A 20,558-nucleotide genomic window follows, 5' to 3' on the forward strand; every position below is an offset into this window, starting at 1 on the left:
AACCCGCCAGCAAGCCGCTCAACTTGAATGAAGCGGCGCGCCTTGGTTGATCCGCAGTTCAGCGCATAGCCCGCCCTGGGGCAGGTTGTACAACTGCAAGCTGCTGTCGATCTTGCTGACGATCATCTGCACGATCGCCAGTCCCAACCCGGCGCCGTTGCCGTGCCCCTGGGTGTAGAAGCGCTCGAACAGGCGCGCATATTCACCCTCATCGATACCGGGGCCGGCATCCTCGACGCTGATATACACCGCCCCGCAGCCCTGCGGTTGTACTTGGACCCTGACCTCGCTGCCAGGCGGGGCGAAGTTCAGGGCGTTGGTCACCAGGTTCTGAAGGGCGATGGCCAGGGCAATGGGGTCGGTCTTGACCAGGCAGTGGTGGTCGCTGTCGAGGGTCAGCTCGATATCCTTTGCCAGCGCCAGGGGTGCCAGTTCGGCCAGTTCCTCCCGCACCAGCTCGGTCAGTTCCACTTCGCATCGCTCGGGGTTGGCCAGGCGCGGCTCGATACGCGCCATGGTCAGCAACTGACTGGCGATGCGCGTGGCGCGGTCGACGGCGCTGACCAGAAACTCCAGGGCTTCCTCCCGTTGCTGTGGGGTGCCGGCCATCTGGGCGTTTTGCGCATGGATCCGCAGGATCGCCAGAGGCGTGCGCAGCTCGTGGGCGGCATCGGCGATAAAACGTCGTTCTCGCGCCAGCAGCTTGTCGATCTGTTGCAACAGGCGATTGAGCGCGGTCTGCATGGGTTCGAGGTCGTGGGGTAGGGGGCGCAGGTTGAGCGGTTTGAGGGTTTCGGTAGTGCGTCCACGGATGGTACGGGCCATTGCGCGCAACGGCTGCAACCCCCAGCCGATGGTCAGCCAGATCAAGGTGGCCAGCAGCGGCACGCCAATCACACTGGGCCACAGCGTATGGCCGACGATGCGCTGGATCAGGTCCTGGCGAATGTCATCACGCTCGCCCACCCAGATCAGCAGTCCTTGCTGTGGGTCCTTGAGCAGGAAGGCGCACCAGTCGTGGCCGTTGTCCATCAGGTCGTGGGCGCCGAGGGTCGCCGGTGGTGCCTTCAGTTCCGGGGCTTCGGCCGAGCGCACCAGCAATTGGCCGTCAGTGCGCCACACCTGGAATGTCAGGCGGGTTTCGTAAGGGTGCGCTGCTCCAGTGTCGCCCACGCGGCTCATGGCTGCGTCGAAGGCCTGGTAGAGCCGGTTCCAATCGTTGTCCCCCGGCGCACGTTGTGCCAGCACACCTTGCAGCAGGCGCGCACTTTGCGCGAGCTGGGCGTCATACACTTCTTCGATCTCGTGGTGGCTGTCGCGCAGCACCAGCCAACTGATCAGCACATCGCCCAGCAGAACGAGGATCAGCACCGGCACCAGAATGCGTGTACGTATCGAGGTCATGGCTTGAGCTCCATCACATACCCGACGCCGCGCACCGTGCGGATCAGCTCGGTCGAAAGTTTTTTGCGCAGGTTATGGATCAACACTTCCAGGGTGTTGCTCTCGACCTTTTCCTGCCAACCATACAACGCCCGGGACAGGCGTTCGCGGGTCACCACGTTGCCGGGGCGCGACAACAGTTGATGGAGCAACTGGTACTCCATCGGCGTCACCACCACCGGGTTGCCGTGCCAGGTGATCTGCTGGCCGACCGGATCCAGGCACACGCCCGCATGCTCCAGCAGTGGCTGCGCGCGGCCTTGGCTGCGCCGCAGCAAGGCGCGGATGCGGGCCTTGAGTTCGTCGACATCGAAGGGTTTGATCAGGTAGTCGTCAGCGCCGGCATCCAGCCCGGCAATCCGTTCGGCGGTGCCGTCGCGGGCGGTCAGGATCAATACCGGCAGGTCCTGTTGCCGATCGCGCAATTGACGCAACAGGGCCAGGCCGTCGAGGCGCGGCAGGCCAAGGTCGAGCAGCAGCAGATCGAAGCTTTCGCTGCGTAACGCATGCAGCGCACTGGCGCCGTCGTGCAACCAGTCCAGGGTGTAGCCCTCGCTGCTCAGGGCGACGCGGATGCCTTGGCCGAGGGCCCGATCATCTTCGACCAACAATAGGCGCATGGTGTATTCCCGATGTGATATCGGCGGCATCATGCCGCTGCCGAGACGGGCGTGGCAGGCCGGGCGACGAGAAACATGTAACCACTCATTACCAGCTAAGACTTCATTAAGCTTGGTTTTGCACAGTGAGACCTTCCTCAACGAGCGAGAGTGTCACCATGCGCAAAATTCTGTTGTTGTCGCTGATTGTTGCCAGCCCCCTGGCCCTTGCCGGACCGCAATGCACCACGGAGCAGCGCGCGCAATGGCAAGACCCGCAGGCGTTCCAGGACCAGTTGAAAGCCCAGGGCTACGAGATCAGCAAGTTCAAGATCACCGATGGCAACTGCTATGAGATCTACGGGTTCGACAAGGACAAGCGCAAGGTTGAGATCTACCACGACCCGGTCAGCGGCAAAGCGGTCAAGACCGAGATCAAGGGCTGATGCCAGGCAACTCCATAGCACTGTGGGACCCGCTGGTGAGGCTGTTTCACGTGTCCATCGCCGGGGTCTTTGTCGCCAACTACTTCTTCACTGAGGGCGGCGACGATTGGCATGTCTGGCTCGGCTATTACGCCATGGGCTGGTTGCTGGTACGGCTGCTGTGGGGATTTGTCGGGCCACGCAGTGCGCGCTGGGCGGACTTCTGGCCGACCCCGGCAAGGCTCGCCGCCCATGTGCGTTCCCTGCACACCAGGCGCCCGGAGCATCGCCTCGGTCACTCGCCGTTGGGTGCATTGGTGATGATTTTGATGCTCCTGGCGATGTTGACGGCGGGCTTGAGCGGTTGGGTCATGGACGAGGTCGATGCCTTATGGGGCGCCGATTGGCCGCTGCAAGTGCATGAAACTGCGGTCAATGGCCTGCTGGTGCTGGTGTGCTTGCATATCGCAGCGGCCGTGTTTGAAAGCTTCCAGGTACGCGACAACCTGCCGTTATCGATGCTGACCGGTCGCCGGCGTCGGTTGCCGGATGATTCTGCGCACTGACACCGCTGTCTTATCTCTACTCCCCACCCTGCATTTGCCATGAGCTCACTATGCGCGTGCTGTCTTTTCGCTTGAAATTCATTCTCGCCAGCCTGGCGCTATGCCTGGTCTTCTGGGCGGCCTGGCGCAGTCATCCGGCCCATGTCCTGGCGCCTTTCGCCCGGCCGGCCGCGCCCTTGGCCGCTAGCGCCGAGCCGGTCTACAACAGCCGGTTCGTGTCCTCGCAACTGGATGACTTTGTGCATTCGTCGTCGGTTACCGCACTGCCGGGCGGCGACTTGATGGCCGTGTGGTTTGCCGGCTCGCGTGAAGGCGCCGCCGACGTGCAGATCCGTACTGCGCGGTTCGACGCCAAGACCACGGAGTGGGGCGCCGAGCATGTGTTGGCGACCCGTGAGTCGACCCGAGATGGCACCGGGCGCTACATCCGCAAGCTAGGCAACCCGGTGATTGCCCTCGCGCCCGATCAGCGCCTGTGGATGTTCTATGTATCGGTGTCGGTGGGGGGCTGGGCGACCAGCGCGATCAATGTGATGGTGTCCGAAGACCTGGGGCGCAGTTGGTCGGCGCCACGGCAACTGATCACCTCACCGTTTTTCAACGTCAGCACCCTGGTGCGTGCGGCGCCGGTTTTTCATGCCGACGGCTCGATTGGCTTGCCGGTCTATCACGAACTCATGGGTAAGTTTTCCGAATACCTGTACCTGAGCGCCGATGGTGCGGTGATTGATAAATTCCGCATCAGCCGGGGCAAGCATTCGCTGCAGCCGACCATCGTGCCCCTGGACGAACGTCGCGCGGTGGCGATGCTGCGTTATGCCGGCGATACCCATCATCGCGTGCTTGCCAGCCGCACCGATGATGCCGGGCAGACCTGGAGTGAGCCTTACCCTCTTGAACCGGCCAATCCCAACTCATCCCTGGCCGCGGTCGGCACTGCCGATAACGGCTTGCTGGTGGCGCTCAATGACCTGCGTGACGGGCGCTTCAAACTCAGCCTGTATGGCACCGACGCGAACCTCAATGACTGGCGCAATGTAATCGAGTTGGATCAATCACCGGATCCGCTTGGCCAACCCTTCGCCCCCGAGGCCTACAAGGCGATCATCGGCGCCGGCTTCCGGGCCTCCAGCGGCGCACGGCGCTTGCCGTTGGAGCAGCGTTTCCTCAGTAACCTGGATTACCGGGTGTGCAAGCCTAGGGGCTGTGATTTCGAGTACGAGTACCCATATTTCAGCCGTGGACAGGACGGCGTGTATCACCTGGTCTACTCATGGAATAACACCTTTATCAAACATGTCAGCTTCAACGAAGCCTGGCTGGCGGAGCGCCTGTGATGTTGTTGCTATGGCAGGCTCATTTGACCTTCATCCTCCTCGGTTTTGTCCTGCTCGGGTCGCTGCGTTACCTGCAGTCCTGGCGCCCGTGGCTGTTGCCAGGGTTGGCGTTGTTCAGTTTTATCCCCCTCAATGACCTGCCGCTGGCGGCCTACGTGCGCAGTTTTACCGATGATTTGGCAATCAGCACCTTGGTACTGCTGGGCTGGGTAAGTCTGGTGCGCCTGGGGCTGCTCGAGCCACAAGCACCTCGGGCGCGCGCTCAGGTGCTGCTGCTGTTCGGACTGCTAGCGGCGCTGTTGTACCCGGCCACCATGGGCCTGACTTACTTTGATCCCTATCGCTGGGGCTTCAATCCAAGGCCGATGATTGTGCTGGTTGCGCTGCTCGCCTTGGGGCTGTTGTGGCTGCGCAATAAGTTGGCCGTGTGGATGCTCGCGCTCGGCACACTGGCCTTTGCGTTACGCCTGAAAGCGTCGGAAAACTACTGGGACTACCTGATCGATCCACTGCTGGGGGGCTATTGCCTGGTGGCGGGCAGCGTGCTCTGCGTGAAGAGCGTCAAACTACATAGAGGTCAATAATGGGTTGGTTGCAATCGCGGCGCCTGCGCTATGGCGTAGGGGCGATAGGTCTGGCGTTTTTGCTGTTTGCAGGGCTGCGGCTGGTGTTTGTGCTGGGGTTTTCCGGCATCGATCCGGCGCAGTTCGCTGATAACCGGCAGTTGCTCGACACCCTGGGCATCGGCTTGCGTTTCGACCTGCGCCTGGCGGTGTTGCTGGTGTTGCCGTTGGCGGTGCTAGCGTGGATGCCGCGCTGGAACCTGGTGCGCGTTGCGGGCTTGCGCGTTGTGGCACGGGGCTATTGGCTGCTGACGCTGGGCTTCGTCGGCTGGGTGTACATCATCGACTTCGGCCATTACGCCTATCTTGGGGTGCGGCTTAACGCCAGCGTGTTGCGCTACCTGGAAGACGCACAAATTTCGCAGCAGATGGTTTGGCAGACCTATCCGGTGCTGTGGATCGCCCTTGCCTGGTTGTTGGTGCTGGGTGTGTGGTTCTGCGCTTTTGTGAGGTTGGAACGCCTGACACTGGGGCGTCCACCCCGGGCCATTCGACGCGCTTCACTGGCGTTCGGCAGCGGTCTGGGGTTGATCGCTGTGCTGTTGGCGCTGCTTGGGCGAGTGGAAAGTCTCAACCTGCAAAACCCGGTACCACTGCGCTGGAGCGATGCGTTTTTCTCTGGCAACGGCAAGATCGCGGCACTGGGCCTGAACCCGGTGCTGTTTTTCTACGACACACTCAAGGCCGGCCAGGCGCAGTTCGATGAGCCACAGGTGCGTGAGCATTACCCAGTGGTTGCCCACTACCTGGGGGTGGACCGCCCCGATCCGCAGAGCCTGACGTTCGAGCGTGGGCAAACAGTGCAGCCGTATCGCCTGGACGCAACGCCGAACGTGATGTTTGTGATGCTCGAATCCCTGGGCACCAGTGCGGTCGGCGCATATGGCAACCCTCTAGACCCGACGCCCAACCTCGACCGGCTGGCGACCCAGAGCTGGTTCTTTAAACACTTCTACGTGCCGGTCACTGGCACCGCAAAGACCGTGTGGGCGAGTATCACCGGCGTCCCGGATGTCACGCGCCAGGAAACGGCGACCCGCCATCCCCTGATCACAAGCCAGCACACGCTTATCAATGCCTTCACCGATTACCAGAAGCTGTACATGATTGGCGGCAATGCCGGATGGGCCAATATCAATGCCTTGATCCAGCAGAGCATCGACGGCGTGCGCTTGTATGAAGAGCGCCACTGGCAGTCACCTCGAGTCGATGTATGGGGCATTTCCGATCTGGATCTGTTCAAGGAAAGCGACCGGATCCTGCGGGAACTGCCGCGGGACCAGCCCTTTTTTGCCTATGTCCAGACGGCGGGCAATCATCGCCCGTTCACCATTCCTCGGGACAATGACGGTTTCAAGCGCAGCAACCTGTCCCTGGAGCAAGTGCAAGCCGCCGGCTCACGCAGTGTCGAACAGTACAACGCGGTGCGCCTACTGGACTTCAATATCGGCAAGTTGATGGAAATGGCCAAGGCGGGTGGTTACTACGACAACACGATTTTCGTGTTCTTTGGTGACCACAACACCCGTATCAGCCAGATACCCCATATGCCGCCGGCTTTCGAGCAACTGGGCCTGGAAAGCAACCACGTGCCAATGCTGATTCACGCCCCGGGCTTGCTCAAGCCCAGGGTGATCGAGGAGGCGGTGGGGCTGGCGGACCTGTTGCCGACGGTCGCGGGGATGGTGGGCGTTGCGTTCAACAATGGGGCGATGGGGCGCGATATACAGCAACCGGCCCCGGAGGGCGAGCGTGTGGTACCGCTGGTCTTGCGCGAGGGCACTTTCCCGCTGATCGGCGGGGTCACCCAGGATTATCTGTTACAGATGCAGCATGACGGCAGTGCGCCGACCTTGCACGACCTGCGCTCCCTGACCCCCCTGGACAACGTGGCCGGGCAAAACCCCGATGAGTTCCAGCGTCTGGTCGAATTGACCAGAGGCCTGCATGAAAGCGCGCGGTTGATGTTGTACCGCAATGTGCGATGAGGCGTGGCCCCAACCCGAGCTTCAAAGCAGCCATCATGTCGTCAGTTCTTGAATGTGGTGGACGCCAAAGGGGCATCTTTCTACGTCCTTGGCCCCAGTTCTTGGGCCAGGGCTTGGGGTGAAGCTGAGTGACATATCCATTCCAACAGTCTGCAGAGGAACAGGCCGCCAAGGCGCGGCTGAATGCGCAGGGCTTTAAGGACGGACTGGACGGGGACTTTCTCGTAGACTCGGTGGAACAAGTGTTCACCCAGGGCGTTTTGGAGTTGATCTACCAGCCTGGATTTGCGTTCAGCAAAGCAGAAATTCTGCTAATGGATATCTGCCAGCCAGGACATTACACACCAGATCTCAGTAACCGTAGATGTAGATCTTCAGGAGGTCGGCAGGATGGTAGGCGGGCCGACCTGTTTCAGCCGGGGCGACACCCTCGGAACCCAGCTGGTCAAGGTCGAGTTCATCGACGAAAACTGAATCGCCCCCAGTTTTCCAGACACATTCCTGGTCTGTAATTAACCGGAAATGCAGTCAAGAACGACCGCTACTGGCCGATAGCTGCCCGTCACGAGCGGCAGTAATCGGCCGATTCTGTTGAAAAAGTCGGTTTTCTCAAGCAGCCAGAATACGGATCGACAAAAACGTCTTTTTTATGCGCTGCTGCGTGAAATCCGAGTCCGAATACCTCTGCGCCGTTTTTAGATTTTGATCTCAGGCGCGGATTTTTCTGTGGCGAAAACCACGCCCGACTTTTTCAACAGAATCGGCCAAAAGCGGTCAGTCGTGCCGTTAACTTTCGGCCAATAGGATCCTTTCATGAACAGCTCGCTGCCCTGCGGATTCCGCCGCAACTGATGGGCATTATTCCGTAGAATATTGGGCTTTGGTTCTATTTAAGTAAGTTGCGCAAATTTGAGCAATGAGCGAGTTAGAAATATTGCAATCACGCCTGCAACAGATCAATGACCTAAGTGGCGATGAGGTAGTGCAGCTAAACCCGGCGACACCGAAGCACAATAAAATCATTATTTACATTAATTTCAATTGTCATTCTGGCGGATTGAACAGTCCATTCTTGTTAAGTTCGTCCATTTGTGATTTTGAGGGCAGGAATTTTTTTCGGGAAAGAGAGACTTGGCAATTTTCCAAGTTTTCTGATGGATTTCATCAATGGAAATTAAACTATCATAAAGGTGCCTATAGGTGTATTGGACGTAATTTATCGCAGTGTTAAATAATAGTTCTCCCAGCACTATCTCTAGTTCGTCGCCAGATAGCTCGCGTCCGTTAATATTGTGCTGCTCAATGGCGGGTTAAAGTTTTTCCGCATGAAATTTAGCTCTGATTTCTACGCTTCTTAAAGCTGCTTCAAAACGTTCTTGTTCTGTGGTCAGATTGAGGGGATGGGCAATTTTTTCGATATCTGACAAGAAGTTAAGACTATCAAAATCAATTCTTACATCTTTATATTCGGGAAATTTAATAGCAGGCATAGAGATCGCCCTTTCTACAATTTCCGGGAAAGCATCGTAAGTTTCTTTAATTTGATACAATGCGTTGTACTGCCGCGCCAATGTAAATAAACATGCATCCAACGCACTTTTTCTCTTTTTGAGATTTATTTGCTCTTCCTCATGTTTACGAAATAAGAAGGCGAAGTATGAGCCCGCGAAAGCGCCAATGCCGGCAGAAAAAAAGGCCAAACCTTATCCGCTGCAGGTATCACTTGTTTTTCAATTGCAAGGCTCGCGAAATACCATAAAACTAGAGCCGCCAATCCAGTCAGAACACCCATCCATATTGGATCGTAACTTCTGAGGTTTTTCATCGCATCCCTTATCTAATATTAGCGTGTGGTCAGTGGTAAATTTTCTTGTTTTTCGATTCTGGCGGGCAATACTACATAAGATATTCGAGTTGAGGGATCGAGTCAGTTCATTCATCAGAACTGCCCCGATCATCCCGGTAACTATGAGGGGGGGATTAATATAGAGCAACTAATGTTATTTCCTACGAAACGACTTTTTCAATAACATCTGGCGATTTTTCGATAGAATGATCAGTTGCGCGCTGGTAGCAGTGCCAGGTCGCACGTCAATAGCTCGGTGTTGCACTCAGAACCGCCCAATCAGCCCTTCAACACCCCTGCATCATTCGGACACGTCGGCTCAGGCGTGGTCTCGAACAACTCCTTGACCCAGCGCTCGGCGGCGGTGTACCAGGCAACGCTGGAGTACGCGATCTGTTGCTGTGCCTCTTCCGATCCATTGGCCGCGGCTTTGCGCAACCAGAGCTGTCGCTGCTTTTGATCCAAGGGGATATCCCCTTGCCCAAATCCGTACGCGTAGCTCAGCGCGTACTGTGCGGGGGCATAGTTTTGTTGGGCCGACTGGCATAGCCAATATCCGGCTTTGCGATCGTCGCTGCTGTAGCGCGCGTCCCATTCATCGAGTTGCCCACCAGCCAAGGCGAAGGAGTCCTCGACGCCTCGGTCGGCGCTCCAATAGAGCTTGCTTAAAGCGAACTGGGCTTCAGCATTACCATTTTTGGCCGCCTTTTCGTAAAAGTACATGGCGCTTTTCACGTCCTGCTTGACGCCGGTTCCCTGTAAATAGCTGGCGGCGAGCTCAATGTTCGCCAGGTCCAGGCCGTGCTTGGTGGCGAGCGTCAGGTACTGAATCATTTTCTTCTGGTCGGGTTCGCCTAACAGGCCATCACGGTAAATGATCGCGATCTCGAAAGCCGCGCGGTCGTTGCCTAGCTCCGCAGCCCTGTCATACCAGCGTATGGCGCCGGGATAATCCTGTCGGATGTAATAGGTGTAGCCCAGATTAAAAGCTGCGGAAATATCGCCTTCTTCGGCCTTTTTGGTCAGCGCAATTTCCTGCTCATAGCCATCGGCAGCCTCGACCGTGAAAGGCAGTGCGTCGTCGGCTTGAACCGCATGCGCGGTCAGGGAAGTAAAGCCGAGAGTCACATAGAGCAACCAGCGTGGATAGCTTGTCATAAGCAACGTCCTTGAAAGGTGGGTACAACGGCGGAGTCGTGATCAGTTCCCGATCATTCTGCCCATATCGGGCAAGAAGAAGTCGATTATAGTTTTCACCGCTGTTGCGTCGTCGCATCAAGGTTCGAGACGTTGAGCTGCGCAGCGGAGGGTGGTTGTGCATATCGATGCGAGCGACACCGAGGTTTTGCGCCTGTGGTTTTGTGACGGCCAGGGCTCGGGGTAAAGCGGTCGATAATTCCCTTAACTCTTGGCTGCTGGATCTTTCGCGGCTGGAAGGCGCTTGTCGCACCAGAGGTCCCCCCCACCGGCACGGTGCACGGTGGTCCCTTCTTCGATCCGCACGCAATACCGTTCTGCGTCACGGCGCAGCGCATCCAGTTCGTTGTCTGCGGCCTCGATCAAGGCGGCGGGGCTGTTGGTGTTTGTCATCGATCTTTTTTTCAGAGTTTCCTTAGGGAGATACGCTCTTGAGGATGCTTGCCACCAACGCCCGCAAGGCCCGTTGTTGGGTTATGGAAAAGCCCAGGGCAACGATGATCACACTCAGCCAGATCAAAAAGGCCTTGAACGGATCAAGCTCAACCACCACCAGCGCCCAGGTCACCAGAGCGCCGCCGATGACTCCCACCACCCACCAGCCAATGAGTATGGGCTGCACCACCCTTTGGATATCTCGATAGAGCAGCAACCGGGCGCCCCCCATCAGCACTAAAACCATCCCCGTCCAACCGAAAGCAGCCATCAACGGCAGCGATGCCCCCTGGCGCTGATACAATAAAGCCACGCATTCGTAGAACGGCCCCAATGCGCTCATCTGCTGGAACGTCTCGCGGCTGGGCAATTGCCACTGGGCCCATTGCGACTTATCAATAACCAGCAGCGCAAGGCTGAACAGCGCCACCAAGGCCCCACACACACCGAGGGCACGCCACGCCGGGACAGCGACGCGGTGATTTTTTACGCTACGTAGCCGTTCTACGCCGAACACTGCACCGGCTTGTTCGCCCTGAGCAATCACGATTTTGCCGTTGCGCTGGATAGCGGCGCCAATCACGACGACCTCCAGGCTTTCGCTGAGCAGAATCTCTCCTTGCCGGCGGCGAGGACCTGCGGTGTAACGATAATCTCCCAGTTGCGGCACCTGGCCTGAGAACAACGCAATACCTTCGGCGAGGACATCCACACAGCCGTGGGTATCTTTGAGGGTAAAGTCATTGCACTGGGCATCGGTAAATACCGTCCGCCATTCGTCCTCATCATCTTTATTGCGGTAGCTCTCCTGGATCTGCAGTGAATACCCCGCACAGGGCACGCCATCTACCGGAGAAAAACGAGACTCTTTGAGCACCACGGTACCGCAGACTTTTACCAGGCCTGGAGCTAGCGAGTACGAAGGGCTGAGAGGCAGTTGTTTGTCTGCACGGTAGAAGCCTTTGTTCATGGTCACGGCATCCCTGGCTAGTTGTAATGGCTTTCAATCGAAAACGTCCAACCATTCATTGATCCACCTTCATTATCCGGGCCGCTTGAGCTCGTTCAGATAACGGGATATTGGGAGGAAGTATTGAAAGGACATAGGTGACCCGTAATGGGCTCCCGAGGTTAACGATGAACGTAAATGGTGAATCGGCGAACTCAAAAACCAAGTTGAAGGTCCCATATGCACTGCGCGTGTCCACCCGCAAAACATCGCTTAATAGTCGTTGCCGTTGCCGTATGACTCGGTAAATCAACTGTTTCCCGTCAAGGCGGAATACTGGACTCAAACTATTGGTTGCCACCGCAATCCATGGAACACCACGCAATCCAGTAAACGTCGATAACACCGGGAACGCTTTCCCATCAAGGCCAGTGCCCGGTGAATAGGCTGGGGCAGCAAGCTTAGGCTTTTTCAGCTTTTTAAACAAAAAATACATGAACCACAGTGAAAGGCCCTGAGCAAAGATCACGATTGTGCCAAAGGCAATTTCCACCCATGTGATATCCATTATTTTTCGTTGACTCCGCAGGCGTAGCGTTGGCAGGTTGTTCCGTTGCTCCCCATAATACCGAATCGAGCGTTACTGGCGACGGAACAACAACGGTGGCTTCGGATTGGCGCTCAGCCTACCTTGGCAGGCGTCGGTGCTGGTGGTGCGGTCCAATAGCTAAAAACTCTGTGAGTTTCTCCTCGACTCTCAATCCGTCCGCTAAGCTCAATCTGCTTAAAGTGTGCAACTTCAGGTCGGTAGCCTCTTAAGCACCGCTATTATTCCCTTGGAAACAGGAAGCTCCTAACCGGGCAAGAGGCAAGGGTATCTATCTGGTGTTGTGGTTTGGCAGGCAGGCGAATCGCAAACATATCCTCACCAGCCCAGGGGGCAAGACTGCAAGACCCAGCTCGCCATCCGTCATGAAGGACATGCTGGAGCAACGGTGCAAGGCATTCCAGCAGGGAGGTGTAGATATAGTGGTACTCGACCTGACACGGCGGACCATCGACTTCTAATCCTCTGCCGCCGAGTAGTGCGCAGGACAATGAATCGACCTCGGTTTTCCAGACACATCCACGGTCTGCAATTGGCCGGTTAGCGACGGCCTGACTTCGACCGTCGCTATGCATGATCAAACCTCAGTCTGTTCCGCCATCTCCAGGGCGTCATCGACCTCAATACCCAGATATCGAACAGTGCTCTCCAGCTTCGTATGGCCGAGCAGCAACTGAACCGCCCGTAGGTTCTTCGTTCTGCGATAGATTAGTGATGCCTTCGTACGTCTCATTGTGTGAGTGCCATACATGGCTGGATCAAGGCCTACGGCTTTCACCCAGCCTTTGACGATACGAGCGTATTGACGAGTGGATAGATGGTCTGAGGTATGTAGCCGGCTAGGAAAAAGGCAGTCCTCGCTGCGAAGTTGTGCCTGATGTATCCAGGCCACGAGAGCTGACCGTGTTTGCTCAGTGATCTCAAACTGCACTGGTCGCTGCGTTTTCTGCTGGATCACCATGGCTCGTGATGATACGTGCTCGCCATGGGCGACATCACGCACGCGGAGCTTGGTTAAGTCGCAGGCTCGAAGCTTACTGTCGATGGCCAGATCGAAGAGAGCCAGATCCCGGGTTCTTTTCGCAATTTGAAGCCTTACTCGGATGGCCCAGATATCTCTCAGTCGGAGTGGGGCTTTCTGCCCGACTAGTTTTCCTTTGTTCCAGGGCTGACGGCCGCAGGTAGCGATGATGTTCATGACAAGTCCTCCACGTGTGGAAAGACAAGGATGGCTAATCAGAGCGACGGTCGCTAACCGGCCAATAGCAGACAGATCGTTCTACAGCCTCGGCGCTTTGTATCAGCCAGCAGAGCACTAGCGCAGAGAGGAAAAATACTGAGTAGGCGGTTTACCCAGTGCTTTCTTGAACATAGTGATGAATGCATTAACAGAGTCATATCCCAGGATGCCCGCCACACGTTGCACGGATACCCCCTCCGCCAAATGACTCAGTGCGATCATCAAATGCAATTGTTGACGCCAGCGTCCGAAGCTCAGCCCGGTCGTGCTTTCTACAAGCCTGGCCAGCGTTCGTTCACTGGTTGCAAGCCGAGTGGCCCACTCGCGCAACGTGGTTCGGTCGCCTGGATCTGAGAAGAGCGTATCCGCGATTTGTTTGATCTTGGGGTGGTCTGATATCGGCAAATGCAGCTCTTTCAGCGGGGCATCGGAAAGCTGCTCAAGCAGCACTGCAACCAGCCGAGCTGTCTTGCCCTCGGAATGGTAAGCAGGTTCCTGTTCAGCGAGATGCAGGACCATCTCCCGAACAAGGGGCGTAATGGCAACCGTGCAGCATTCTTCAGGCATGGCTGCCGCACCGGGCTCAACGAACAGAAAGCAGGTCCGGGCGTTTTCGGTCACTCGGCAACTGTGCGGCGTGCCGCCCGGGATCCATACGGCGTGCTGGGGAGGGACAAGCCAGAGTGCATTTTGCACCTCACAGCTCACTGCGCCATGCAAAGACAGGATGAGCTGGCCTTTGCGATGATCATGCGGACGGGCACCCGAATCATTGAGGTCAGGCGCAACCTTGAGGGCAATCGCTGCCTGGGCGAAAAGGTCTGAATCGAAATCTTCCGGCGAGGAAACGACATTTTTTGAGCTTGGCATAATTTAGATATCAGGTGTCTTGATATCTATATTAGCCGGTTCTGAAGTTCTCTACAGTTGTCTTCTTTTAAGAGGACAGATAAAGAATATGTCAGATACAAAAAACAAGTGGCATGCCATCGCGCTCGTCGCAGGCATTCTGCTTATCGCCGTGAACCTGCGCGTTCCCTTTACCAGCATCGCGCCCGTTTTGCCGCTGATCCAGAATGATTTTGGCTTGAGCGCCTCAGCTCTAGGCCTGCTTACTTCACTGCCATTACTTGCCTTTGCAGCCTTCTCCCCGCTCAGCGCATCGGTCGCCCGCAGGTTCGGCATCGAGCGCACGCTTTTCGGTGCACTGTTGGTCATTTCAGCGGGCATCCTGCTCCGCTCCGCAGGCAGCGCATGGGTGTTGTACGCCGGTACGATATTGATAGGCACTGGGATCGCCCTGGGCAACGTGCTGCTGCCCGGCCTGATCAAACGCGACTTCTCGACAAAAATGGCGTCCATGACCGGCGCTTATTCCATCACCATGGGTGCAGCGGGCGCTGTCGGTTCAGCCGTAATAGTTCCGCTGACCCAATCATGGGGATGGCCGATTGCCCTGAGTTTGTTGGTCGCAGCCCCGTTGTTGGCGCTGGTGGTGTGGCTGCCGCAGTTGAAAAAACACGAACACGTAAATCTGTCAGGTCCGAAACAAGCGCCAACCGTGGCCGTCTGGCGTTCGCCGCTGGCATGGCAGGTCACACTGTTCATGGGGCTGAACGCGATGCCTTTTTATGTCGCCGTCGGCTGGCTGCCGACCATTCTGATGGACCATGGCATATCCCCGGAGCAAGCAGGCACGGTACACGGCACGCTTCAACTGACGACGGCCATTCCCGGCTTGATTCTGGCGGCCACGCTTCGTCGTCTCAAAGACCAGAAACTGGCAGCCGCTACCGTCAGCCTGTTAACCGCCTCATCCCTGATCGGGCTCATTTACGCGCCAGACTACGCCATGTTGTGGGCCGCGGTCCTGGGCTTCGGCTCTGGTGCCAGCATGATGCTCGGCCTGACCTTCATCGGCTTGCGCACAAAAAATGCCGGTGACACGGCGGCACTTTCAGGAATGGCGCAGTGCGTCGGCTACCTGATGGCAGCCGCAGGCCCCTTGCTGCTGGGCCAACTGCACGACTGGACCGGTGGCTGGACAGGACCGCTGCTGATCACAGCCGCAATCTCCGTAGCCGGAGCATTCACCGGCATGCTGGCCGGGCGCAACGTTCAACTTGAATCTGCTGAATCATCGTCGCGAACAAGCCCAGCAATCCAGTCAGCGAATGCGCTCACAGCTGGCGATAAAAAGCGCTGATGCGGGTATAGCAGGTGAACAGGAACCGATGCGGGCTGCCAGTCAGCAAGCACTTCGACCAGTCGCCCTTCTCGCAGATGCTCGCTGACCACGTTCTCAGCGAGCTGCACCAGCCCGAAGCCTTCAAGGCACATTTTGATGTAAAGCCCAGTCTCGTTGACGGCCGCTGTGCCGTTCACCGGGACTGAGATTTTTTCGGTACCACGGGCAAAGCGCATTTCACCTGCTTGCCTTGCGCGGCCCGAGAAGTAATGGATGGCCCGGTGGTGAGACAAATCTTGCGGATTTTGCGGAGTGCCGTTCTCTTCGAGATAGGCGGCAGACGCACAGGTTACCCAGCGAAACCGACCGAGTGGGCGCGCAACGAGCGTTGAGTCATCAAGCTCGCCTGTACGAATAACGCAATCGACACCCTCTTGAACCAGATCAACCTGCCGATCGTTGACGCCTATCATCAGGTAGATATCCGGGTAGCGCCTGTAGAAGTCTTGCAGGTTTGGCATGACGATGAAGTGTGCAATGCCACCCGGCATATCGACACGCAAACGCCCCTGTGGCCGTTTTACGGAATCCGTCAGGCTGGTCTCTGTGTGTTCGATCAGCTCCAATATTTCCCGGCATTGCGCCAGATATTGTGCGCCCTCAGAGGTCAGGCTGACCCGACGCGTTGTTCTGTTCAGCAGGCGTACCTGCAAGTACTTCTCAAGATTTTTAACGCTGCTGGTAACTGTGGAGGCCGGCAGAGAGAGCGTCTGCGCCGCCTGGATAAAGCTTCCTGCTTCAGCCACACGTACGAAAACCTGCATCGCTTGAATACGGTCCATGACTGTTAGCAGCCTCAAAGCAGTGATCGGGTAAAGTCGTTATTATTCGTAGATATTGAATAATAAAAACAGTTTAACCATCTTTTTCCCGCAGTATCGCATTGCGTACATTGCTTCCAACGAAATTTGAAGAGGTGTACAGAAAATGGCTGAATATAACCGCAGCATTGTGCAGGCCCCGACCGCTCAGGCCGCCCGCACCCTTATCCGCGGCGCCACTGTGCTGAGCATGGACGGTGATATCGGCAATCTGGCGCGCGGCGATATCCTTATCGAAGGCAGCACCATCACGGCCATAGGTGAAAACATCGAGGCCGGCGACGCTATGGTTATCGAGGCATCCGGCATGATTGCCATGCCCGGCATGGTCGATACGCATCGTCACTCCTGGGAGGGCCAACTGCGTCGAATCAATCCGAATGCCGAAACCCTGGAAGACTACTGCAACGCAACGCACTTCTCGTTCGCCAAATACTATCGCCCGGCTGACATGTATATTGGCAATCTACTGACTGCATTGGGGTGCATCGATGCGGGCATCACGACCGTGGTCGATAACTCGCACAACAGCCGCACCGGCGCGCACTCCGACGCCGCGGTCGAGGCGCTGCTCGATGCTGGTATCCGGTCTGTACACGCCTCCGGTGCGCCAGTTTCTGGTGAGTGGGACAAAGCCCACTGGCCCGGCAACCTGGAGCGTCTCCAGGGGAAATACGTCAAGAACGGTGACAACCCGCTGCTCTCGCTGGCGGTAATGGCGCAGCTGGAGCCTGAGCTATGGGCTGAGGCCCGGCGCTTGGGGCTGCCTATCATTACCGAATTCTTCGGCGGGGACATGGCAGCTGAGTTGGAGGGTTTGCATCGCGAGGGTCTGCTGCGCCCCGATAACATCTTCAACCACTGCACAGCGCTGCCGGACGCCGGCTGGAAAATCATTCGCGAGGCTGGCGTGCGGGTCAACGTATGCCCGCGTTCAGATGCCCACTACGGCATTGAAGATGGAATGTTCGCCATGCAGTCGGCCCAGCGTCACGGCATCAGCCCGGGGCTGAGTGTCGATAACGAAACCTCCTATAGCGGTGACATGTTCATGGAGATGCGGGTGGCGTTCTACCTGCAACGCGTCATGGGCATGCACCAGCAGCGCTGCTGCGGCGCAGAGCATCATCCGGTGACCCTGCCGGCTCATGGCCTGCTCAAAGCCGCCACTCTTGACGGCGCCACCTGTGCAGGATTGCAGGACAAAGTCGGCACCCTGACCCCCGGCAAACAGGCCGACCTGATCCTTATCAATGCGCAGGACATCAACCTTTACCCGTCGGGTAACGCATTCGGCACCGTGGTACACGCGGCCGAACGCAGCAATGTCGACACGGTCATGATTGGCGGGCGCATCGTCAAGCGCGGCGGCAAGGTGCTGGGCGTGGACAGCGAAAGGCTGCGTGCAGCAATCGACGAATCCCGTGAGCATCTGTTTGCTGCCGCAGGCTACCAGCCGGATATTTTTGCCGAGACATTCATGCCGCTTGAGTCAGCCAAGTAAGGAGGCGCGAAATGAACGCAGCTTACTACCTGCTGGCCATCGCCGCGGGGCTTGGCATTACCCTGCAGACCACGCTGAATGGTCAACTCGCTAAAGGTGTGGGTGGAGATTCCGTAGCGGCGGCGCTGTTCTCATTTACTGCCGGAGCGGTGTGCCTGGGCGTCTTTTCATTGATGCGTGGCGGGATAGTGGCCTCACTGGCGGCTATACCTGCCCAGCCCTGGTGGAGCCTGCTGGGCGGTCTGCTGGGTGCCGGTGCCTTGCTTAGTTATGTGGTGCTTGCGCCAAAAATCGGCCTGTCAGCCCTGCTGGGCCTCGCTATCGCAGGTCAGATTATCTCCTCACTGGTTATCGATCATTTCGGATTGATGGGGGCATCGGAAAGGCCGGTGTCTCTCATCAAGTTGGCCGGGTCGATGGTGATGCTCGCAGGACTGGCCATCGCCCTGTTCGGTGACAGGTGGTCAGCGCTTTTCTCCAACTGACTGCCTTGTTTGCCCCATCCTGTTTCGTAGGACGCAACCATGTTTAAAACCCTAAGCGGCACCACCAGTCTTCTTGGCGAGTGCCCTGTCTGGTGTGAAAGAACGGAACGCCTGTTCTGGACCGATATCCCTGGTTGCGAACTGCTTGCTCTGGACCCCGTGAGCGGTGAAGTACAGCACTGGCGAGTGCCCGAGCCGCTGGGGTCGTTCGCCCTTACGACCAATACAGACGTATTGCTAATGGGATTGGCCTCCTGCCTAGGTTATTACAACCTGAGTACTCTTCGCTTCACCAAAATTACCATCACGCCTGGAGTACCCGGAACCCGGGTCAATGATGGCCGCTGCGACCGTATGGGCAACTTTGTGTTTAGCACTATGGATGCCGGTGAGGCGGTGCAAACTATAGGGCGATTTCACCGGTTCAATGCCGCGACGCTCAAGACTGAAACGCTGGACCTTCCCGAAGTGGCGATCCCGAACAGCATCTGTTTTAGCCCGGACGGTTCCACCATGTATTACGCGGACTCCCTGCAAGGATGCATTTTCTGCTGCGATTACCCGTCGCTAGAAAACCAGCGTGTATTCACTACAGTCAACGGTCAGGGTGCTCCAGACGGTTCTTGTATTGATGCGCAGGGCTTTCTCTGGAATGCGGAATGGGGCGGTAGCAGAGTCGTGCGTTACGCGACTGACGGCAAAGTTGACAGCGTGATCGACTCCCCGTGTATTCAGACCACTTGTCCGGTGTTAGCGGGACTTGGTTATGAAACGCTTTACTGCACCAGCGCACGGATAGGGCTGGATAAGCCGGCAGATTTCGATGGCACGCTGATAAAAGCCGAAGCCGTTTTAGCTGCCGGATCCCCTGAAGAGCGATTTACAGGACGACTGCACTGAATAGTAGGTTCTAGCCTGTCGCGCCGTTCTGAATGCCAACTTGGTAGACGCGTATGAATGACCGCTTCTGGCCGATTTATGCCTGTTGCGAAGGGCCGCTTTTGGCCGATTGCAGCCCATCGCGACAGGCAGTTATCGATCCCAAAGGGACACCGGAGCAGGTTATCTACCAGCTGTGTGTTTGGAGGTGTGTATTGTTGAATTTGCCGTTACCCTTCTGGGACATCACGCAATAAGGACTATGCACATGAATGCCGGAATGGCTCATGCGATTGAGGCCGCAGAAAGCGAGTATTTGTGTGCCCGCGTCGAGAGTTTGTCTCGGATAAGTGGAAACCCTTTTGGTGCTCGTGTGTTTTTCAACGAAGCTTTTCCATGCTTTCAGGTGAAGGCATCACCTAGCCCGATGCTCAATCGCATCTACGGCGATAGTACCGACAGACCCAAGTCACTATTGAGCTTGCTCAAGGAATCAGCAGAGTATTCGACAGTAACGCCTCTTATCGGAAAGGCCTCGACTTTGGAACAGTACGCTTTGGTGGGTGAGAAGCGGCTGGAGCGTCTGAGGGGGTGGACGCATCTGCAACTCGCGTGCACCATCGAAAATGTGGTCTTGAATCACCACTCATTCGAAATCGAAGAAGCCACCTCACAAACGCTTCCTGAGTTCGCAGCCGTGCATGCGAGTGGATTTCATACCAAGCCAGAGCATCTTCAGTTGAGCCAGGCTTCGTTAGCAGGACTGATGACAAATGAACGTCTGAAAATCTACGTTCTTAAGGCTGATGGAAAGGTCGTGGCAGGAGCGTTGATGTACCTGGCCTGCAATGGAGTTGCCTACCTTGGGACGGCTGCCACCCGAAAAAATGCACGAGGCCAGGGCTACCATGGAGCCCTGATATCTCATCGGATAGAGCAAGCAAAAAAACACGGCAGTATTGTGATCGCCGCAACCGCGCTTCCCAGCTCGCAAAGTCGCCGAAATTTGCAGCGTACAGGGCTAGCGACATCCCACGCTCAAGCGCTATATCGCCTGGTAGATAGCTGAAGTCTGCTCTTGGCCGATTTCTGCCGGTCAAGGCTAACCAGTGTGCTGGTCAAGTCAATGCAAACAACCGGTCAAGTCCATGCAATTACGCATATGCGCAAGTGCTTAGGGACGTCAGCTGAAAAAAGGTCAAACGCGATGCAGCTAATAGAGGGTTGGATCAATGCAATGACGTATGGGCACCCCCTAGATTTTTCGCGGGAAAATGGAGGTGAAGTATGGACATCAGAGATCAGAGTCAACAGCAGACCATGACTGCTCTGTGGCTATGTCCATAGTTCACAATCTTTCCTTTAA

General features: G+C 56.8%; 20 protein-coding genes and 1 pseudogene. 10 read left to right on the plus strand and 11 right to left on the minus strand.

Translation table 11 applies throughout. From position 1 onward, the window contains the following. Window positions 1-18: 18 nt before the first annotated feature. Together BFP93_RS22400 and BFP93_RS22405 are read right to left on the minus strand one after the other, a co-directional pair. Window positions 19-1,404: a sensor histidine kinase gene (locus BFP93_RS22400; protein ID WP_065894970.1), complete on the minus strand. Its 1,386-nt coding sequence runs from the start codon at window positions 1,402-1,404 to the stop codon at window positions 19-21. Further along, window positions 1,401-2,063 (minus strand): response regulator, encoded by a 663-nt coding sequence (locus BFP93_RS22405; protein ID WP_065894971.1) that lies wholly within the window; start codon window positions 2,061-2,063, stop codon window positions 1,401-1,403. The genes BFP93_RS22400 and BFP93_RS22405 overlap by 4 nt, the downstream gene beginning before the upstream one ends. Before the next feature lie 158 nt (window positions 2,064-2,221). On the opposite strand from BFP93_RS22405, the gene BFP93_RS22410 reads away from it, so the two are divergent. The 5 genes from BFP93_RS22410 to BFP93_RS22430 are packed head-to-tail and all read left to right on the plus strand — an operon-like array spanning window position 2,222 to window position 6,981. Next, entirely contained in the window at window positions 2,222-2,488 is a 267-nt protein-coding gene (locus BFP93_RS22410) for a PepSY domain-containing protein (RefSeq protein WP_065894972.1), read from the plus strand. Beyond that, the gene (locus tag BFP93_RS22415) at window positions 2,488-3,033 is read left to right on the plus strand and encodes a cytochrome b/b6 domain-containing protein (RefSeq protein WP_065894973.1); all 546 of its coding nucleotides are present in this window, start codon (window positions 2,488-2,490) and stop codon (window positions 3,031-3,033) included. Before BFP93_RS22410 ends, BFP93_RS22415 begins: the two co-directional genes overlap by 1 nt. 50 nt (window positions 3,034-3,083) lie before the next feature. Continuing rightward, window positions 3,084-4,370: a sialidase family protein gene (locus BFP93_RS22420; protein WP_065894974.1), complete on the plus strand. Its 1,287-nt coding sequence runs from the start codon at window positions 3,084-3,086 to the stop codon at window positions 4,368-4,370. After that, window positions 4,370-4,954: a hypothetical protein gene (locus tag BFP93_RS22425; protein WP_065894975.1), complete on the plus strand. Its 585-nt coding sequence runs from the start codon at window positions 4,370-4,372 to the stop codon at window positions 4,952-4,954. The genes BFP93_RS22420 and BFP93_RS22425 overlap by 1 nt, the downstream gene beginning before the upstream one ends. After that, on the plus strand, window positions 4,954-6,981 hold the full coding sequence (locus BFP93_RS22430; protein WP_065894976.1) for an LTA synthase family protein: 2,028 nt from the start codon (window positions 4,954-4,956) through the stop codon (window positions 6,979-6,981). Before BFP93_RS22425 ends, BFP93_RS22430 begins: the two co-directional genes overlap by 1 nt. 354 nt (window positions 6,982-7,335) lie before the next feature. Here BFP93_RS22430 and BFP93_RS29420 read toward each other — a convergent pair. From BFP93_RS29420 to BFP93_RS22465, 8 genes and pseudogenes are all read right to left on the minus strand, one after another. Next, a pseudogene (locus BFP93_RS29420) lies at window positions 7,336-7,452 on the minus strand (hypothetical protein); the annotation flags it as partial. 839 nt (window positions 7,453-8,291) lie between these two features. Continuing rightward, the gene (locus tag BFP93_RS22435) at window positions 8,292-8,681 is read right to left on the minus strand and encodes a hypothetical protein (protein WP_065894977.1); all 390 of its coding nucleotides are present in this window, start codon (window positions 8,679-8,681) and stop codon (window positions 8,292-8,294) included. Between the two features lie 425 nt (window positions 8,682-9,106). Next, window positions 9,107-9,985: a tetratricopeptide repeat protein gene (locus tag BFP93_RS22440; RefSeq protein WP_065894978.1), complete on the minus strand. Its 879-nt coding sequence runs from the start codon at window positions 9,983-9,985 to the stop codon at window positions 9,107-9,109. Window positions 9,986-10,228: 243 nt separating this feature from the next. Beyond that, window positions 10,229-10,417, minus strand: coding sequence for a hypothetical protein (locus BFP93_RS22445; protein WP_065894979.1), 189 nt, complete (start codon window positions 10,415-10,417; stop codon window positions 10,229-10,231). 22 nt (window positions 10,418-10,439) lie between these two features. Beyond that, on the minus strand, window positions 10,440-11,429 hold the full coding sequence (locus BFP93_RS22450) for a hypothetical protein (protein ID WP_065894980.1): 990 nt from the start codon (window positions 11,427-11,429) through the stop codon (window positions 10,440-10,442). A gap of 55 nt (window positions 11,430-11,484) precedes the next feature. Then, entirely contained in the window at window positions 11,485-11,976 is a 492-nt protein-coding gene (locus tag BFP93_RS22455; protein WP_065894981.1) for a hypothetical protein, read from the minus strand. A 616-nt stretch (window positions 11,977-12,592) separates the two neighbouring features. Continuing rightward, window positions 12,593-13,213: a tyrosine-type recombinase/integrase gene (locus BFP93_RS22460; RefSeq protein WP_065894982.1), complete on the minus strand. Its 621-nt coding sequence runs from the start codon at window positions 13,211-13,213 to the stop codon at window positions 12,593-12,595. 117 nt (window positions 13,214-13,330) lie between these two features. Continuing rightward, window positions 13,331-14,125 carry an AraC family transcriptional regulator gene (locus tag BFP93_RS22465; RefSeq protein WP_041931406.1) on the minus strand — a complete coding sequence of 265 codons (795 nt, stop codon included), beginning with the start codon at window positions 14,123-14,125 and terminating at the stop codon, window positions 13,331-13,333. Window positions 14,126-14,213: 88 nt separating this feature from the next. Between BFP93_RS22465 and BFP93_RS22470 the strand changes: the two genes are divergently transcribed. Beyond that, a complete protein-coding gene (locus tag BFP93_RS22470) occupies window positions 14,214-15,461 on the plus strand; it encodes an MFS transporter (RefSeq protein ID WP_015371105.1) in 1,248 nt (415 codons plus the stop codon). On the opposite strand, the gene BFP93_RS27855 is transcribed toward BFP93_RS22470, so the two are convergent. Beyond that, window positions 15,374-16,285 (minus strand): LysR substrate-binding domain-containing protein, encoded by a 912-nt coding sequence (locus tag BFP93_RS27855; RefSeq protein ID WP_015371104.1) that lies wholly within the window; start codon window positions 16,283-16,285, stop codon window positions 15,374-15,376. The two genes, BFP93_RS22470 and BFP93_RS27855, sit on opposite strands and share 88 nt — an antisense overlap. Before the next feature lie 145 nt (window positions 16,286-16,430). On the opposite strand from BFP93_RS27855, the gene BFP93_RS22480 reads away from it, so the two are divergent. The 4 genes from BFP93_RS22480 (at window position 16,431) to BFP93_RS22495 (ending at window position 20,261) form a co-directional block, all read left to right on the plus strand. Next, window positions 16,431-17,828 carry an amidohydrolase family protein gene (locus tag BFP93_RS22480; protein WP_053139078.1) on the plus strand — a complete coding sequence of 466 codons (1,398 nt, stop codon included), beginning with the start codon at window positions 16,431-16,433 and terminating at the stop codon, window positions 17,826-17,828. Window positions 17,829-17,839: 11 nt separating this feature from the next. Continuing rightward, window positions 17,840-18,313 (plus strand): DMT family transporter, encoded by a 474-nt coding sequence (locus BFP93_RS22485; protein WP_015371102.1) that lies wholly within the window; start codon window positions 17,840-17,842, stop codon window positions 18,311-18,313. Window positions 18,314-18,352: 39 nt separating this feature from the next. Further along, the gene (locus BFP93_RS22490; RefSeq protein WP_065883888.1) at window positions 18,353-19,213 is read left to right on the plus strand and encodes an SMP-30/gluconolactonase/LRE family protein; all 861 of its coding nucleotides are present in this window, start codon (window positions 18,353-18,355) and stop codon (window positions 19,211-19,213) included. A 247-nt stretch (window positions 19,214-19,460) separates the two neighbouring features. Then, the gene (locus tag BFP93_RS22495; RefSeq protein ID WP_065892575.1) at window positions 19,461-20,261 is read left to right on the plus strand and encodes a GNAT family N-acetyltransferase; all 801 of its coding nucleotides are present in this window, start codon (window positions 19,461-19,463) and stop codon (window positions 20,259-20,261) included. Window positions 20,262-20,558 lie beyond the last annotated feature (297 nt).

The organism is Pseudomonas sp. 44 R 15 (assembly GCF_900004965.1).
GTDB classification, from domain to species: Bacteria; Pseudomonadota; Gammaproteobacteria; order Pseudomonadales; family Pseudomonadaceae; genus Aquipseudomonas; species Aquipseudomonas orientalis_A.

Coding starts and splice junctions, on each gene's coding strand:
- BFP93_RS22400 (WP_065894970.1), bottom strand. CDS start 1,404: ATGACCTCGATACGTACACGCATTCTGGTGCCGGTGCTGATCCTCGTT.
- BFP93_RS22405 (WP_065894971.1), bottom strand. CDS start 2,063: ATGCGCCTATTGTTGGTCGAAGATGATCGGGCCCTCGGCCAAGGCATC.
- BFP93_RS22410 (WP_065894972.1), top strand. CDS start 2,222: ATGCGCAAAATTCTGTTGTTGTCGCTGATTGTTGCCAGCCCCCTGGCC.
- BFP93_RS22415 (WP_065894973.1), top strand. CDS start 2,488: ATGCCAGGCAACTCCATAGCACTGTGGGACCCGCTGGTGAGGCTGTTT.
- BFP93_RS22420 (WP_065894974.1), top strand. CDS start 3,084: ATGCGCGTGCTGTCTTTTCGCTTGAAATTCATTCTCGCCAGCCTGGCG.
- BFP93_RS22425 (WP_065894975.1), top strand. CDS start 4,370: ATGTTGTTGCTATGGCAGGCTCATTTGACCTTCATCCTCCTCGGTTTT.
- BFP93_RS22430 (WP_065894976.1), top strand. CDS start 4,954: ATGGGTTGGTTGCAATCGCGGCGCCTGCGCTATGGCGTAGGGGCGATA.
- BFP93_RS22440 (WP_065894978.1), bottom strand. CDS start 9,985: ATGACAAGCTATCCACGCTGGTTGCTCTATGTGACTCTCGGCTTTACT.
- BFP93_RS22445 (WP_065894979.1), bottom strand. CDS start 10,417: ATGACAAACACCAACAGCCCCGCCGCCTTGATCGAGGCCGCAGACAAC.
- BFP93_RS22450 (WP_065894980.1), bottom strand. CDS start 11,429: ATGAACAAAGGCTTCTACCGTGCAGACAAACAACTGCCTCTCAGCCCT.
- BFP93_RS22455 (WP_065894981.1), bottom strand. CDS start 11,976: ATGGATATCACATGGGTGGAAATTGCCTTTGGCACAATCGTGATCTTT.
- BFP93_RS22460 (WP_065894982.1), bottom strand. CDS start 13,213: ATGAACATCATCGCTACCTGCGGCCGTCAGCCCTGGAACAAAGGAAAA.
- BFP93_RS22465 (WP_041931406.1), bottom strand. CDS start 14,125: ATGCCAAGCTCAAAAAATGTCGTTTCCTCGCCGGAAGATTTCGATTCA.
- BFP93_RS22470 (WP_015371105.1), top strand. CDS start 14,214: ATGTCAGATACAAAAAACAAGTGGCATGCCATCGCGCTCGTCGCAGGC.
- BFP93_RS27855 (WP_015371104.1), bottom strand. CDS start 16,285: ATGGACCGTATTCAAGCGATGCAGGTTTTCGTACGTGTGGCTGAAGCA.
- BFP93_RS22480 (WP_053139078.1), top strand. CDS start 16,431: ATGGCTGAATATAACCGCAGCATTGTGCAGGCCCCGACCGCTCAGGCC.
- BFP93_RS22485 (WP_015371102.1), top strand. CDS start 17,840: ATGAACGCAGCTTACTACCTGCTGGCCATCGCCGCGGGGCTTGGCATT.
- BFP93_RS22490 (WP_065883888.1), top strand. CDS start 18,353: ATGTTTAAAACCCTAAGCGGCACCACCAGTCTTCTTGGCGAGTGCCCT.
- BFP93_RS22495 (WP_065892575.1), top strand. CDS start 19,461: ATGAATGCCGGAATGGCTCATGCGATTGAGGCCGCAGAAAGCGAGTAT.